Genomic DNA, 15,505 nt, shown 5'->3' on the forward strand with positions numbered 1-15,505 from the left:
CCACTCAGACGCACTCCCAGGGCAGCAGGTAGTCCTGTCCCTGATGTCGGCCGCTGACGGCGCGAATGCCGTAGACCGCGCGCAGATGCGGTTGCGTCAGCACGGTATCCGGCGTGCCCGAGGCAACCGGCCGGCCCCGGTCCAGCAGCAGCAGCCGGTCGCAGAAGCGGCTGGCCAGGGTCAGGTCGTGCAGCACCAGGATCAGCCCCCGGCCCTGGCGGCTTTGCGCCCGCAGCAGCTCCATCACCCGCAGCTGATGCCTCGGGTCCAGCGCGGCCACCGGTTCGTCCGCCAGGATCACGGGGGCCTCCACGGCGAGCACCCGTGCCAGGCGTGCGCGTGCACGTTCGCCGCCGGACAGCTCGGTGACCTTGCGCCCGCGCAGGTGCCAGACATCGGTGGCGCGCAGGGCCTTGTCGATCGCCTCGTCATCGCGCCTGCCCAGACCACCGTCGCCGCGCCACCAGCTGCCCCGGTACGGGTGCCGGCCCAGGGCCACCAGATCGCGCACCGAGATCGGCCATTGCAGGCTGTCGTTCTGGCTCAGATAGGCGATCCGGCGCCCCCGCTCCCGCGCCGGCAGCGTGGCCGGATCCCGGCCGTCGAGCCTTATGGCTCCGCTGTGGGGCAGCAGTTGCACCAGCGCCTTGAGCGCGGTGCTCTTGCCGGCGCCGTTGGGGCCGATCAGGCCGAGCAGTTCGCCGGCGTCGAGGGCGAAGGACAGGTCCCGCACCAGGGGCTTGCCGCCGAGGCGGACCTGCAGCGCGCTGGCCTCGAGCAGGCTCACAGCATGTCCCTGCGTGAGCGCAGCACCAGAGCCAGGAAGAAGGGCGCCCCCACCAGCGCTGTCACTACCCCCAGCATCAGTTCCCGCGGCGTGTCGATGAGACGGATGGCCAGATCGGCAGCCAGCACCAGCAGCGCTCCGCCGAGGGCGCTGGGCAGCAGCAGGCGGCCTGGCCGGTAGTCGACGAAGCGCCGCAGCAGGTGGGGCACCACCAGGCCGACGAAGCCGATGGCGCCGGTCACGGCGACGACGGCGCCGACCCCCAGTGCCGAGCCCAGGATGATCAGCCCGCGCAGACGCGTCATGTCCACCCCCAGGGTGCTCGCCTCGCCCTCGCCCAGGGCCAGCAACTCCAGCGCCGGCGCGCTCGTCAGCAGCAGCCCGAGCCCCAGGACGACGAAGGGCAGACTCAGCCAGATGTCGTCGAAGCTGCGGTCGGCGATGGAACCCAGCAGCCAGAGCACGATGTCCTGCACGCCGGACGGCGTCGGCGCCAGGTTGAGGGCCAACGAGGTCAGCGCCGCCGCCAGCGACGACAGCGCGATCCCCGCCAGGATCAGGGTCAGGTTGGTGGCGCCGGCGCGGGTCAGGGCGTACAGGATGGAGGTGGCCAGCAGCGCAAAGCCCATGGCGGCCAGCGGCACCGCCCAGAGGGTCAGGGCGCCGAGGCCGAAATACAGCGCCACCACCGCCCCCAGTCCGGCGCTGGCGGAGATGCCGAGCAGCCCCGGCTCCGCAAGGGGATTGCGCAACAGGCCCTGCAGCGCGGCACCGGACATGCCCAGCGTGGCCCCAACCAGCCAGGCCAGCACCACCCGCGGCAAGCGGATCTGGCGCACGATCAGCCGGTGTTCTTCTGCCCCCCAGCCCAGCAGCCCGCCAAGCACCTCGCCGGGTCTGAGGGGGGCCTCGCCAAGGCCCAGCGACAACAGGCTCAGCGTCATCAGCAGGCCGAGCAGCAGCAGGTTCAGCGGCGAAGGGCGCATCGGCGGCGGCCTGTCACCGGGATTGGGGTCGACCGAGCTGGTCGAGCTCATCGAGTCGAGCCGCGATGTGCTCCGCTGCGGTCACCAGTTCCAGCCCCCCGCAACCCCAGACGGTGGTCGGCACCGTGATGCTCGGGATGCGCTCCAGCAGCCGCCGCAGCAGCGGATGTCGGCCGTAGGCGGCCTGGGTGGAGGGCTGGGCAGACTCGAAATAGCCCAGCAGGAAGACATCCGGCGGCGACCCCACCAGTGATTCCAGCGGCAGCCGACCCCAGCCCGCATGGCCGAGGTCCGCGGCATGGTTGCGCACCCCCAGCCGTTGCAGCAGGTCGTCGACATAGGTGCCGCTGCCGGCCGTGCCGCCGCTGGGCCGCAGATAGAGCACGCGGTAGGGGCGGGGCCGTGCACCCAGTGTGCGCAGGCGGGCCTCGGCGTCGGCGATGACCGACTCGGCTGCCTGCTGGCGGCCGATCCGCGCGGCGACCTGACGGGTGATTGCCAGGGCCTCGTCCCAGGTCTGCGGATAGGGCAGCGGGATCACCGCGATCCCCTGCTCGGACAGGAGCTCGGCATGGCGTCGCCCGGTCCAGCCCTGGTAGACCAGCGCCATGTCCGGCGAGCGGTAGAGCAGATCCTCGACGCCGCCGCGGTTGGGCGGATACGACCGGGCCTGCTCGGCAACGGGCGACAGCGGTGAGTCCTGGCTCTGACGCGAGACCGAGACGATCTGTTCGGGCGCCGCGATCTGCAGCAGCAGCAGATCGGCGCACAGGTTGGTGCTGGCGACCCGTGGCAACTCCGCCCACGCAGCCGTGGGCGCGGTCGCCAGCAGTGCCAGCAGCAAGGCTGCTCGCACTGCTGGCCACAAGGCGGGCGAGAGACGGGTGCGGATGGGTTGTGGCAGGGTCGGTGTCCTCTGTCCGGCGCGACCGGGGCCTCAGCCGAGGGGGGTGCCCAGCCGGCGCAGATCCACGGCATAGCCACCGGTGACCAGATAGCTGGCCTCGCAGCGGGGGCCGAGACGCCGGACCAGGCCGCCGAGCCGGTCGCGGAAGGTGCGGCCGACGGGATAGGCCGGGATCACCCCCCAGCCGGTTTCCTCGCCCACCAGGATCACCGTCCCGCGCCCCGGTGCGAGCACCTCCAGCAGGCTGCGCACGCGGCTGTCCCAGGCGGCGGCGTCCAGTTCCAGCAGGTTTGCCACCCAGGTGCCGAGGGAGTCCACCAGCAGGCAGGCGTCAGCGGCGCGGTGGGACGCGATCGCCGCCTCCAGCCCGGTGGGTACGCACACCGTGCGCCAGTGATCGGGGCGCCTTTGACGGTGCTGCGCGATGCGTGCGCTCCAGTCGGCGTCATCCGGATCCTCCCGCGCGGTTGCCAGATAGACCACCGGGCGCCCCGAGCGGACCGCCAGCGCTTCCGCCCATTCGCTCTTGCCGCTGCGCGCGGGCCCGGTGACCAGCGTGAGTGCCGGGATGTGCTCAGGTGCGGGCGTCTCTGTGCGCGCCGATACGGGGTCAGGCTCAGGGATCATAGCCCAGCACCGGCGCCAGCCAGCGCTCGGCCTCCGCCAGTGTCAGTCCCTTGCGCGCGGCATAGTCTTCCACCTGGTCCTGCTGGATCTTGCCGGTGCCGAAGTAGCGCGCATCCGGGTGCGACAGATACCAGCCGGAGACCGCCGCCGTGGGCAGCATGGCGTAGCTTTCCGTCAGCGTCAGGCCAATGCGCTGATCGGGTTGCAGCAGCGACCAGAGGGTGCCCTTTTCCGTGTGGTCCGGGCAGGCGGCATAGCCGGGCGCCGGCCGGATGCCCTGGTATTTCTCGGCGATCAGTGCGGCATTGTCCAGTTGCTCGTCGGGGGCATAGCCCCAGAAGCGGGTGCGCACCAGCTGGTGCAGCCGCTCGGCGAAGGACTCCGCCAGGCGATCGGCCAGGGCCTTGAGCATGATGGCGTTGTAGTCGTCGTGGTCGGCCTCGAAGCGTTCCAGATGGGCATCGATGCCGATGCCGGCGGTGACGGCGAAGGCGCCGATCCAGTCCGGTCGGCCGCTGTCCACGGGCGCGACGAAGTCGCTGAGGCACAGATTCGGCTGGCCGCGGCCAGCGGAGCGCATCATCTGCTGGCGCAGGTTGAACAGCCTGGCCGTGACCTGCTCGCGGGCCTCGTCGGCGTAGAGCAGGATGTCGTCATCGATGGAATTGGCCGGGAAAAAGCCGAACACGCACCGCGCGGTCAGCCAGCGCTCCCGGACCAGGCGGTCGAGGAATGCCCGGGCGTCGGCGTAGAGCTTGCGGGCCTCCTCGCCGATGATCTCGTCGTCGAGGATGTCCGGGAAGCGGCTGCCTGCCAGTTCCCAGGCCCTGAAGAACGGTAGCCAGTCGATGGTCTCGACCAGTTCGTCCAGGGGGAAACCGTCGATGGTGGCGATGACGCCATCGCCGGCGGTCTGCAGCTGGGTTGCGAAGGGCAGGTCGGAAAAGCCCTGGAAGCCGATCTCGGGCCGGAGGATGTCCGGCCGCGGCGGCTGGTAGGCGGCCCAGTCGATGGGCACCTTGTTGGCACGGGCCTCCGCCAGCGGCATCGCCTTGCGCGTGGTGCCGCGGGCCTCGCGCTCGGTACGGAGTTTGTCGTATTCCGCGCGGATGCCGGCGACATAGCCGTCGCGCTCGCGTTGGCTCAGCAGGTTGCTCACCACGCCGACGGCGCGTGAGGCGTCCGGCACGTAGATCACCGGCTGCTCGCGTTGGGGCGCAATCTTGACCGCCGTATGCAGCTTGGAGGTGGTGGCGCCGCCGATCAGCAAGGGCACCTCGATGCCCTGGCGCTTCATCTCCTTGGCCACATGCACCATCTCGTCAAGCGAAGGGGTGATCAGGCCGGACAGGCCGATGATGTCGACTTGCTCCTCGACCGCCCGCTGCAGGATGGTCTCGGCCGGCACCATGACGCCCAGATCGATCACCTCATAGCTGTTGCACTGCAGCACCACGGCGACGATGTTCTTGCCGATGTCATGCACGTCGCCCTTGACGGTGGCGATCAGGAACTTGCCGTTGCTCTGCGCCTGGTTGCCTGATTCGGCCTTCTCGGCCTCCAGATAGGGGTAGAGATAGGCCACCGCCTTCTTCATCACGCGGGCCGACTTGACCACCTGCGGCAGGAACATCTTGCCCTCGCCGAAGAGATCGCCGACCACGTTCATGCCGTCCATCAGCGGGCCTTCGATCACCAGGAGCGGTCGGCCGAGCTTCTGACGCGCCTCTTCGGTGTCGTCGTCGATGTGTTCAGTGATGCCCTTGATCAGCGCGTATTCGATGCGCTTCTCGACCGCCCAGGCGCGCCATTCCTGATCCACCTTGGCCTCGCCCGCGCTGCCGTCGCCCTTGTACTTGGGCGCCAGGTCCAGCAACCGCTCGGTGGCATCGTCGCGGCGATTGAGGATCACGTCCTCGACCGCCTCGCGCAATTCCTCCGGCAGGTCGTCGTAGATCGCCAGCTGACCGGCATTGACGATGCCCATGTCCAGCCCCGCCTTGATGGCGTGGTAGAGGAAGACCGCGTGGATGGCCTCGCGGACCGGGTTGTTGCCGCGGAAGGAGAAGGAGACGTTGGAGACACCACCGGAGATCTTGGCGTGGGGCAGGGTCCGCTTGATCTCGCGGGTCGCCTCGATGAAATCGACGGCGTAGTTGTTGTGCTCCTCGATGCCGGTGGCGACGGCGAAGATGTTGGGGTCGAAGATGATGTCCTCGGCCGGGAAGCCGACCTGCTCGGTCAGGATACGGTAGGCCCGGGTGCAGATCTCGACCTTGCGTGCCTGGGTGTCGGCCTGGCCGACCTCGTCGAAGGCCATGACAATCACCGCCGCGCCATAGCGCCGGCACAGGCGCGCCTGCTCGATGAACTTGTCCTCGCCTTCCTTCAGCGAGATGGAATTGACGATGGGCTTGCCCTGCAGGCACTTGAGCCCGGTCTCGATCACCTCCCACTTGGAGGAATCGACCATCACCGGGACCTTGGCGATGTCCGGCTCGGCGGCGGCCAGATTGAGGAAGCGGTGCATGGCGGCGACCGCATCCAGCAGGCCCTCGTCCATGTTCACATCGATGACCTGGGCGCCGTTCTCGACCTGTTCCAGGGCGACCGAGAGCGCGGTGTCGTAGTCGCCCTCCTTGATCAGCCGCTTGAAGCGGGCCGAGCCTGTGACATTGGTGCGCTCGCCGACATTGACGAAGAAGCTGTCGGCGTCGATGTTGCAGGGCTCCAGGCCCGACAGACGCATGGCCGGCTTGATCTCCGGGGCCTGGCGCGGCGCGCAGTCGGCGACGGCGGCCGCGATGGCGCGGATGTGCTCCGGCGTGGTGCCGCAGCAGCCGCCGATAATGTTCAGGAAGCCGCTCTGGGCCCATTCGCGGATCTCGCCTGCCATCTGTTCAGGGCCGAGATCGTAGCCGCCGAGTTCATTCGGCAGGCCGGCATTGGGGTGCGCGGAAACGGCAAACTCGCTGATGCGCGAGAGTTCCTCGACATACTGGCGCAGTTCATAGGGCCCAAGCGCACAGTTCAGGCCGACACTGATGGGCTCGGCATGGCGCAGCGAGTTGTAGAAGGCCTCGGTGGTCTGGCCGGTGAGGGTGCGCCCGGACTGATCGGTGATGGTGCCCGAGAGCATGATGGGCAGTTCGACGCCGTCTTCGTCGAACACCTGGCGCACCGCGAAGATGGCGGCCTTGGCATTCAGGGTGTCGAAGATGGTCTCGATCAGGATGAGATCGGCGCCGCCCTCGATCAGTCCGCGCGTCGCCTCGGCGTAGGCGCTGGCCAGGGTGTCGAAGTCGGTGTTGCGCTTGCCGGGATCGTTGACGTCTGGCGAGATGGAGGCGGTGCGGTTGGTCGGGCCAAGCACGCCGGCAACGAAGCGGGGTTTCTCCGGGGTGGATGCGGACTCGGCCGCCTGGCGCGCCAGCCGGGCCGCGGCGACATTGATCTCGCGGGCCAACTCCTCCATGCCATAGTCGGCCATGGCGATGCGGGTGGCGTTGAAGGTGTTGGTCTCGATGATATCCGCGCCGGCGGCCAGGTATTCACCGTGGATGTCGGCGATGACGTCCGGTCGCGTCAGCACCAGCAGATCGTTGTTCCCCTTGAGATCCGACGGCCAGTCGGCAAAGCGCTCGCCGCGATAGTCGGCCTCTTCCAGCTTGCGCTGCTGGATCATGGTGCCCATGGCGCCGTCGAGGATGAGGATGGCCTGTTGCAGGCGCTGGCGGAGGAGGGGATGGCGATCTGTCATGATGCTGAGTGATCTTTCTTGCGTGGAAGATAGCGAGGGTCCTGCGCATGGCCATCCCAGATAACGGGTCTGGCCAGCCATTTCTGGATGAATGCCCAGGAGGCGCGATAGCCGTCATGGGGCAGGGTGCAGGACGAGCAGTCCTTGCGCTGGAGGCCGTTGGCGTCGGTGAAGACCTGATAGGGTCCCGGACACTCGTAGGCAATCAACGGACAATAGCAGAAAAGGCAGTTGAATTCGCGCTTGACACCAGCATGGCAGGGCAGAAACGGGCAGTCGCTGTTGGTGAAGCCCTTGTAGGCCTCGTTGTCGGTCAGGTCTTTGGGTTGCATGTGCCGCGGCTCGTGTGTATGGCATCGCGGCGCCCAGTCCCGGGCGGCCGCGCCGTCAATCCGCTGACAATGGGGCGGCGGAGGGGTTCCGGCAAGCGGGTTGCGGCGGAGAAGCGGTGCGGAACTCAGGCATAGAGGTCGGCAAGTGCGATAGTCAGGCCGATCGACGGGAGTTCCAGCAGGCCATCCGGCCCCCGAATGATGCGCGCCTGGTTGTACCAGCCGATGTCATGTCGCCGGAACGCCTCCACCAGCGGGGCATCCTGATGGATCAGGACATAGTCACGCAGGCTGTCCAGGCGCTGGTAGGCCAGACGCTTGTCACCCCGGTCGTAGCGCTGGGTGTTGGGCGAGTGGATCTCGATGATCAGAAGCGGGTCGGTCTTGAAGTAGGGGTCTCCCTGATCCTGGCCGCAGCGGACGAAGAGATCGGGATAGAAGAAATCGTCTTCGACACGGATCTTCAGGTTTGAGCCATAGACACGGCAGGGACCACCGCGGAGATGGGTGTGAATGGCCGCGAGCAGGTTGGCGAGAATTTCCCCATGACGCGCGCTGGCGCCGGTCATGGCGAACAGGTAACCGTCGACCAGTTCGTGGCGGCACTCCGCATCGCGTTCGAATGCGAGGAAGGCCTCGGGGTCCATTCTTGGCAGGGTCTGGGCAGCGACGGTCATCGATGAGCGCCCCGATGGCATCGTCAGGCATCGGCGGTCTGGAGGTTTGGATCGCATAGCGGCCTTTGCCGGTGACCGCAGGAGGGCGTCAACGCGCCAGTCGCAACAGGGCGTCGAGGTCGAGGTTGGCCTCGATGTGCGTGGCCAGGTCGTCCAGTGCCTGTTCGATGCGGGTCTCGAAATCCATCTGCGCGGCGCGCCCGCCGACCTGTTCCAGCCAATGGGCGCGGAAGGCGTCGCTGGAGAAGATGCCGTGCAGATAGCCACCCATGACGCGGCCGTCGGCGGAGATGGCGCCCTCTGGGCGGGTCCGCGCTTCGGCGCGGTCGGTGCCAGTTTGGGCCGTTTCCGCCAGATCCAGCCAGGGCCGTTCCAGGCCGGGGCCGGTGGTGCGACCCATGTGCATCTCGTAGCCCCGGATGGGACAGCCGCTGTGCCGGTCGGTTGCGGCCAGGTCGATCAGGCGCTTGTCGGAGCCGATCTCGGTCTCGATGTCCAGCAGGCCGAGTCCGGGGGTCTCTCCGGGTTCGCCCTCGATGCCCTGGGGGTCCCGCACCACCCGCCCGAGCATCTGGAAGCCCGCACAGAGGCCGAGCACCCGCCCGCCGCGGCGCACATGGGCGAGGATGTCGATGTCCCAGCCGGCCCGGCGCAGGGCATCCAGGTCGGCCCGCGTCGCCTTGGAGCCGGGCAGGATCACCACATGGGTCTCGGCCGGGATCACCTGGCCGGGCTGGATCCAGCGCAGGTTGACACCGGGTTCGGCGGCGAGCGGATCCAGGTCGTCGAAGTTGGCGGTGCGCGAGAGCCGCGGCACGGCGATATTGATGCTGCCGCCGCCATTGGCCCAATCGCCCTCGGCCGGGCGCTCCAGTGCCAGCGAGTCTTCCGCCGGCAGTCGACTGGCGCCCTCGAACCAGCGCAGCACGCCCAGGAACGGCCAGCCGGTGTGCGCGGTGATGGTCTCACAGGCAGGCTCGAACAGCGAGAAGTCGCCGCGGAACTTGTTGACCAGGTAGCCGACCACCCGATCACGATCCGCCTGGTCCAGCAGCAGCCAGGTGCCCACCAGCGAGGCCATGGTGCCGCCCTTGTCCAGATCGCCGAGCACGATCACCGGCACGCCCGCCCGCTCGGCGAAGTACATGTTGGTGATGTCGCAGTCGCGCAGATAGACCTCGGCGCCGCTGCCGGCGCCCTCGACCAGTACCAGATCCGCTTCGGCGCAGAGGCGCTCGAAGCTGTCCAGGATCGCCGGCATCATGCCCTGACGCATCTGGTGATAGACCCGCGCCGGGCAGTTGCCCAGCGCCCGGCCGCGCAGCACCACCTGAGAGCCGACGTTGGTCTGGGGCTTGAGCAGGACCGGGTTCATGTGGATCGAGGGTGGCACGCCGCAAGCGCGCGCCTGCAGCGCCTGGGCGCGGCCAATCTCGCCCTGGGGCTGCCGGCCGTCGGCATCGGGCGGCAGATCGGAGTCCGCCGTCACCGCGGCGTTGTTGCTCATGTTCTGCGCCTTGAACGGGCGCACCACCAGGCCGCGACGGGCAAAGGCCCGGCATAGACCGGCCACCAGCAGGCTCTTGCCCACGTCCGAGGCGGTGCCCTGGATCATGAGCGTGCGCGCCCGGCGGGGCCCGTGCTCGGTCAGGGGCGGCAACTGCAGGTCGATGTCGGGGGCTTGATCGGTCATGGCATGGGTCGAAGTCGAAAACGCCCCAGCGTGTGGGGCGTTTGGTGGGTCAGCGCTTTGGGTTGGGGCCTGCGGCCCTGTTTCAGGCCTCTTCGGCGATCGCCTCCGGCTGCTTGCGCTTGCTCAGCTCGGGCATTGCCACCTGGGCGGGTTTGGTGACGCTGCCGCCGCCGCAACCACCCGGCTGGCATTTCGGCGAGGCCACAGCACCCGGCTCCAGGTCTTCCATCTGCTGGTTGCCGCCGCCGCAGGCCATGGGTACGGCCTGACTGGTGCCGATGGGCGCGGCCGCTGTCGCTGCCGGGCGCTTCGCCGGCGGGGCCTTCTTCCAGGCGTTGTGATCCGGCTCGACGATCTTCGACCTGGACTTGTCGTAGTCGAACTTGATGAACTTCTTGAACATCGGGCCCCAGTAGTTCTGCTGGCCAAGCTGGTAGAAACGCCGCTCGGTGGCGCTCTTCAGGAAGGCCTTGATGCAGCCGATCAGGTACTTGCGGCGGAACGGGTCACGCACCCAGGGGTACTGGAAGAACATGCGCTTCATGTAGAAGCGCCGATAGTTGGCCATGACGCCATCGAGCAGCTCGGCACGATCGATGTTGTCCGGCTTCATGATGGGCGAGACGAAGTTGTACTTGGAGTAGTCGTGGACCTCGACCTTGTCGCCCATCTCGGTGAACATGTCGGAGAAGGGCCAGGGGGTGTACATCGACCAGTTGGCCATGTCGGCACCCCAGTCCATGACCATCTGATAGGTCTCCTCAAGCGTCTCGCGGGTCTCGTTCTCGAGGCCGACGATGAACTGCGCCTCGGTGACGATGCCATTCTGCTGCAAGAGCTCGATGGCGCGGCGGTTCTGCTCGATGGTGGTTTCCTTGACGAACCGGTCCAGGTTGAGCTGTGCCGCGGCCTCGGTGCCGAGGGAGACGTGCACCAGGCCGGCCTTGCGGTAGAAGGGCAGCAGGTCCTCGTCACGCATGACGTCGGTGACGCGGGTGTTGATGCCCCAATGGATGCCCAGGTCGCGGTCGATGAGTTCCTGGCAGAAGGCGACGAACTTGGCCTTGTTGATCTGCGGTTCCTCGTCGGCGAGGATGAAGAAGCCGACGCCGTGGACCTTCACCAGTTCCTCGATCTCGTCGACCATCGTCTTCGGATCGCGCACGCGGTAGTCGCGCCAGAACTTCCACTGGGAACAGAAGCTGCAGGTGAAGGGGCAGCCACGGGCCATGTTGGGGGTCGCCACCGGCACGCCCAGCGGGATGTAGATGTACTTCTTCCACTCGAGGATGCCCCAGTCGGCGCGGATGGAATCCACGTCCTTGATCGACGGCTCTGCCGGTGTGGCGACCACCTGGTTGTTCTCGTCCAGATAGGCGATGCCCTTGATGTTCTGGCGATCGGACGGCCAGCGACCTTCGTCGACGGCGCGGACCAGGTTCAGCGTGACGGCCTCGCCCTCGCCGCGGACGATGACGTCGATCCAGGGCGCCTCGGCCAGCACCTGGTTGAACATGAAGGTGGGATGGATGCCGCCGAGCAGGGTGATGGCGTCGGGGTTTTCCTCCTTGGCGATCTGCAGTACCCGTTGGGCGGTGTAGATCATCGGCGTCATGGCCGTGGTGGCGACGATGTCGGCCTTGGCCTCGCGGATGGCGACGCGCACCTGTTCCTCGTCGAGCTTGTCCACCAGTGCATCGACGAAGTGATAGTCCTCGTAGCCGCCGGCCTTGAGATAGCCCGCGAGGTACGCGACCCAGGCCGGTGACCAGTTGCCGGCGATATCCGCGGCACCGGCGCTGTAGTTCGGGTGGACAAAGAGAATTCGCATGTTTTAGCTCCGGGTCTTCGGCGGTGGTCGCTCTGAAGATGTCTGGGTGGAACAACGGCAACACGGAGGCCTGTCTCGACGGGAGAGTGCATGGACCGAACCGAACCGGGCAAGCTGTGCCTGTGTGGTCTGTCGGCCGTTTCAACCGCGGGCCAGATGCAACCGGATCGAGGCGTTATGACCGGTTGTCCGCGAAATCAAGTTGTCGGATCATACCAAGGCGCGGCTGGAATCGCCATGATGTCCGTGCGATGCCGGCGCCACGTCCGATTCCGAGCCGGATCCCAGGCCGGATCCCGTTCCCGATCCCTTCCTTCGGTTTTCAGTCAACACGTGTTATGGGCATGCCTGCAATGGCCAGTCGGATGAAAAAGCTGTATCTCATCGGCATGGGCCCGGGAGGCCCGGAATACCTGACCATGCAGGCCGTCGATGCCCTGCGGCGGGTGGATGTCTTCTTCATGCTGGAGAAGGCGGGCCGGGGCAAGGAGGAGCTGCTGCAGATGCGGCGGGACATCCTGCGCCACTACCTCGGCGACGACGGATACCGCGTGGTGGTGGCGTCCAGCCCGGAGCGGCAGACGCACACCGGGGACTATGCCGCGGATGTCCGAACCTGGCACCAGCAGAAGCGCCGGCTGTTCGCGCAACTGCTGGCCGACGAGCTGCAGCCGGGGCAATGCGGCGCGCTGCTGCTGTGGGGCGACCCGTCGCTGTACGACCAGACGGTGTCCATGGTGGCGGAACTGGTGGAAGAGCTGGCGGGGGATTCCAGCGGCGGGCTGGACTTCGAGATCATTCCCGGTATCACCTCGGTGCAGGCCCTGACGGCCCGGCATCGGATCCCGCTGAACCGCATCGGCGAGCAGGTCACCATCACCACCGGACGCCACCTCGAGACCTGCGACCCCGCCGAGATCGAGAACGCCGTGGTCATGCTCGACGGCAAGGCGTCGTTCCAGCGTTTCCGCGGCCAGGGCATGGACATCTACTGGGGCGGCTATCTCGGCTGCCCGGACGAGGTCCTGGTGGGCGGCCCCCTCGACGAGGTGCTCGACGACCTGCTGCAGACCCGCGCCAGGGTCCGGGAGGAGAAAGGCTGGTTGATGGACATCTACCTGCTGCGGCGTCGCAGGTGAACTTCGTCATTCCCGCGGCCGGGGTATATACTTACCGGTTTTGCCAGCCGCGAGACTGCCATGCAGGATACCAACCCGCTTCGCCACCAGATCGCCGACCTCCAGGGACGCCTCGAGTCCCTGAGGGGGTATCTTTGACTATGCCGAGAAGAAGGATCGCCTGACCGAGGTCCTGCGGGAGCTGGAGGCGCCGGATGTCTGGAATGATCCGGATCGGGCGCAGAAGCTGGGCCGCGAACGCGCCGGGCTGGAGCTCATCGTCGTCACCGTCGAGGAGCTGACCGCCGGGCTGGCGGATGCCGCCGACCTGCTGGAGATGGCCGCCGAGGAAGGCGACGCCGACACCGTGGATGCGGTTGCCGCGGATCTGCAGGGCTTCGAGCAGCGCGTCGGCGAGCTCGAGTTTCGCCGCATGTTCTCCGGCGAGATGGACGCCTCCAACGCCTTTGTCGACATCCAGGCCGGTTCCGGCGGCACCGAGGCCCAGGACTGGGCCGAGATGCTGCTGCGCATGTACCTGCGCTGGGCCGAGACCCACGGTTTCAAGGCCGAGCTGATGGAGGTCTCCCCGGGGGAGGTCGCGGGCATCAAGTCCGCCACCGTCGCCGTGCAGGGAGATCATGCCTTCGGCTGGCTGCGCACCGAGACCGGCGTGCATCGGCTGGTGCGCAAGTCGCCGTTCGACTCCGGCAATCGCCGCCATACGTCGTTTGCCGCGGTGTTCGTGTCGCCGGAGATCGACGACTCGGTAGAGATCGAGATCAACCCGGCGGACCTGCGCATCGATGTCTATCGTGCCTCCGGCGCTGGCGGCCAGCACGTCAACCGCACCGAGTCCGCCGTGCGCATCACGCACATGCCCAGCGGCATCGTCACCCAGTGCCAGAACGACCGCTCCCAGCACAAGAACAAGGACCAGGCCATGAAACAGCTCAAGGCCAAGCTCTACGAGCTGGAGATGCAGAAGCGCCGCGCCGATCAGCAGGCGCTGGAAGAGACCAAGTCCGACATCGGTTGGGGCAGCCAGATCCGTTCCTATGTGCTGGACCAATCACGCATCAAGGACCTGCGCACCAATGTCGAGATCGGCAACACCCAGTCCGTGCTCGACGGCAATCTTGACCCCTTTATCGAGGCCAGCCTGAAGAGCGGGCTCTGACGACCGAAACCGACTATGAGCGACAAGCAGCCCCAGACCGACCCGGAGCAGACCGCCCCGGACCCGCAGGCGACGACGCCGGAACAGGCCGCCGCAGAAGAGAACAAGCTGATCGCCCAGCGGCGCGAGAAGCTGGCGCAGATCCGCGAACAGGGCATCGCCTTCCCCAACGACTTCCGGCGCAATGTGGTCGCCGGCGAACTGCATGCCGAATACGGCGACATGGACGCCGCCGAGCTGGAGACGCGCAACGTGCGCGCCCGGGTGGCCGGCCGGCTGATGAGCCGCCGCGTCATGGGCAAGGCCAGCTTTGCGCACCTGCAGGACATGAGCGGGCGCATCCAGCTGTTCGTGCAGCGCGACACCCTGGGCAGCGACGACTATGCCTGGTTCAAGAAGGAACTGGACGTCGGTGACATCTGCGGTGCCTCCGGTCAGTTGTTCAAGACCAAGACCGGCGAGCTGTCGGTGAAGGTGGACGAACTGCGGCTGCTGACCAAGTCGCTGCGGCCGCTGCCGGAGAAGTGGCACGGCCTGTCGGATCAGGAGAGCCGCTACCGCCAGCGCTATCTTGACCTGATCATGAACCAGAGCACGCGCGAGACCTTCCGCACGCGCACCCGTATCGTCCAGTTCATCCGCGAGTTCCTCAACGCGCGGGCCTATCTGGAGGTGGAGACGCCGATGATGCAGGCCATCCCCGGCGGTGCCGTGGCACGGCCCTTCGTCACCCACCACAATGCCCTGGACATGCAGCTGTTCCTGCGCATCGCCCCGGAGCTGTACCTGAAGCGCCTGGTGGTGGGCGGCTTCGAGCGCGTCTACGAGATCAACCGCAACTTCCGCAACGAGGGGCTGTCCACCCGGCATAACCCCGAGTTCACCATGCTGGAGCTCTACCAGGCCTACGCCGACTACCAGGATCTCATCGATCTCACCGAGCAGATGCTGCGCGACATGGCGCACTCCGTGCTCGGCAGTACGCAGCTGACCTACCAGGGCGAGACCTACGACCTGTCACAGCCGTTTCAGCGCATGACCGTGCGCGAGTCCATCCTGCATTTCAATCCGGACCTGACCGACGCCGATCTCGACGACCCGGGCCGGGCCCGCGCCGTGGCCCAGGGACTGGATATCCATCTGAAGGACAGCTATGGCCTGGGCAAGGTACAGGTAGAGATCTTCGAGAAGACCGTCGAGCACCGGCTGATGCAGCCCACCTTCATCACTGCCTATCCCACCGAGGTCTCGCCGCTGGCGCGCCTGAACGACGCGGACCCCTTTGTCACCGACCGCTTCGAGTTCTTCGTCGGCGGCCGCGAGATCGCCAATGGCTTCTCCGAGCTGAACGACGCCGAGGACCAGGCCGAGCGGTTCCGCCGGCAGGTGATGGAAAAGGACGCCGGCGATCAGGAGGCCATGCACTTCGACGCGGACTACATCCGCGCCCTGGAGCACGGCATGCCTCCGACGGCGGGCGAAGGCATCGGCATCGACCGGCTGGTGATGCTGTTCACCGACGCGCCGTCCATCCGCGACGTGCTGCTGTTCCCGCACATGCGCCCGGGAGACTGAGCAAGGGGTTCAGCTGCCAGCCATCAGCCGAC

Annotated in this window: 12 protein-coding genes; 3 read left to right on the top strand and 9 right to left on the bottom strand. The window is 67.1% G+C overall.

Annotation, left to right across the window (positions count from 1 at the left end; translation table 11 throughout):
- Nucleotides 1-4 precede the first annotated feature (4 nt).
- From F2Q65_RS03365 to bchE, 9 genes are all read right to left on the bottom strand, one after another.
- Nucleotides 5-787 (bottom strand): ABC transporter ATP-binding protein, encoded by a 783-nt coding sequence (locus F2Q65_RS03365; RefSeq protein ID WP_150090415.1) that lies wholly within the window; start codon nt 785-787, stop codon nt 5-7.
- Nucleotides 784-1,824 (bottom strand): FecCD family ABC transporter permease, encoded by a 1,041-nt coding sequence (locus F2Q65_RS03370; protein WP_342782212.1) that lies wholly within the window; start codon nt 1,822-1,824, stop codon nt 784-786. The genes F2Q65_RS03365 and F2Q65_RS03370 overlap by 4 nt, the downstream gene beginning before the upstream one ends.
- Complete coding sequence (locus tag F2Q65_RS03375; protein WP_246155945.1) at nt 1,787-2,617, bottom strand: ABC transporter substrate-binding protein; 831 nt, start codon at nt 2,615-2,617, stop codon at nt 1,787-1,789. Before F2Q65_RS03375 ends, F2Q65_RS03370 begins: the two co-directional genes overlap by 38 nt.
- Nucleotides 2,618-2,710: 93 nt before the next feature.
- Nucleotides 2,711-3,307 (bottom strand): bifunctional adenosylcobinamide kinase/adenosylcobinamide-phosphate guanylyltransferase, encoded by a 597-nt coding sequence (gene cobU / locus F2Q65_RS03380; protein WP_150090417.1) that lies wholly within the window; start codon nt 3,305-3,307, stop codon nt 2,711-2,713.
- A complete protein-coding gene (metH, locus tag F2Q65_RS03385) occupies nt 3,297-7,067 on the bottom strand; it encodes a methionine synthase (RefSeq protein ID WP_150090419.1) in 3,771 nt (1,256 codons plus the stop codon). The genes cobU and metH overlap by 11 nt, the downstream gene beginning before the upstream one ends.
- Nucleotides 7,064-7,399, bottom strand: a complete 336-nt coding sequence (locus F2Q65_RS03390) for a cysteine-rich small domain-containing protein (RefSeq protein ID WP_150090421.1) — start codon at nt 7,397-7,399, stop codon at nt 7,064-7,066. The genes metH and F2Q65_RS03390 overlap by 4 nt, the downstream gene beginning before the upstream one ends.
- Before the next feature lie 125 nt (nt 7,400-7,524).
- Nucleotides 7,525-8,076, bottom strand: a complete 552-nt coding sequence (locus F2Q65_RS03395) for a Uma2 family endonuclease (RefSeq protein WP_170265497.1) — start codon at nt 8,074-8,076, stop codon at nt 7,525-7,527.
- 88 nt (nt 8,077-8,164) lie between these two features.
- Nucleotides 8,165-9,769 (bottom strand): cobyric acid synthase, encoded by a 1,605-nt coding sequence (locus F2Q65_RS03400; RefSeq protein ID WP_150090425.1) that lies wholly within the window; start codon nt 9,767-9,769, stop codon nt 8,165-8,167.
- 82 nt (nt 9,770-9,851) lie between these two features.
- Nucleotides 9,852-11,600, bottom strand: a complete 1,749-nt coding sequence (gene bchE / locus F2Q65_RS03405) for a magnesium-protoporphyrin IX monomethyl ester anaerobic oxidative cyclase (protein WP_150090427.1) — start codon at nt 11,598-11,600, stop codon at nt 9,852-9,854.
- Nucleotides 11,601-11,965: 365 nt separating this feature from the next.
- Here bchE and cobF point away from each other — a divergent pair, with 365 nt between their 5' ends.
- The 3 genes from cobF (at nt 11,966) to lysS (ending at nt 15,473) form a co-directional block, all read left to right on the top strand.
- Nucleotides 11,966-12,739, top strand: a complete 774-nt coding sequence (cobF, locus tag F2Q65_RS03410) for a precorrin-6A synthase (deacetylating) (protein WP_150090429.1) — start codon at nt 11,966-11,968, stop codon at nt 12,737-12,739.
- A 60-nt stretch (nt 12,740-12,799) separates the two neighbouring features.
- Nucleotides 12,800-13,898 (top strand): peptide chain release factor 2 gene (gene prfB, locus F2Q65_RS03415; protein WP_150090431.1). Its coding sequence is split into 2 segments (ribosomal slippage): nt 12,800-12,874 and nt 12,876-13,898, totalling 1,098 coding nucleotides; the frame shifts between segments, so codons are not numbered across the junction.
- A gap of 15 nt (nt 13,899-13,913) precedes the next feature.
- Nucleotides 13,914-15,473 (top strand): lysine--tRNA ligase, encoded by a 1,560-nt coding sequence (lysS, locus tag F2Q65_RS03420; RefSeq protein WP_150090433.1) that lies wholly within the window; start codon nt 13,914-13,916, stop codon nt 15,471-15,473.
- The last annotated feature ends 32 nt before the right edge of the window (nt 15,474-15,505 follow it).

Origin of the sequence: Thiohalocapsa marina, assembly GCF_008632335.1 — a bacterium.
Lineage (GTDB): Bacteria > Pseudomonadota > Gammaproteobacteria > Chromatiales > Chromatiaceae > Thiohalocapsa > Thiohalocapsa marina.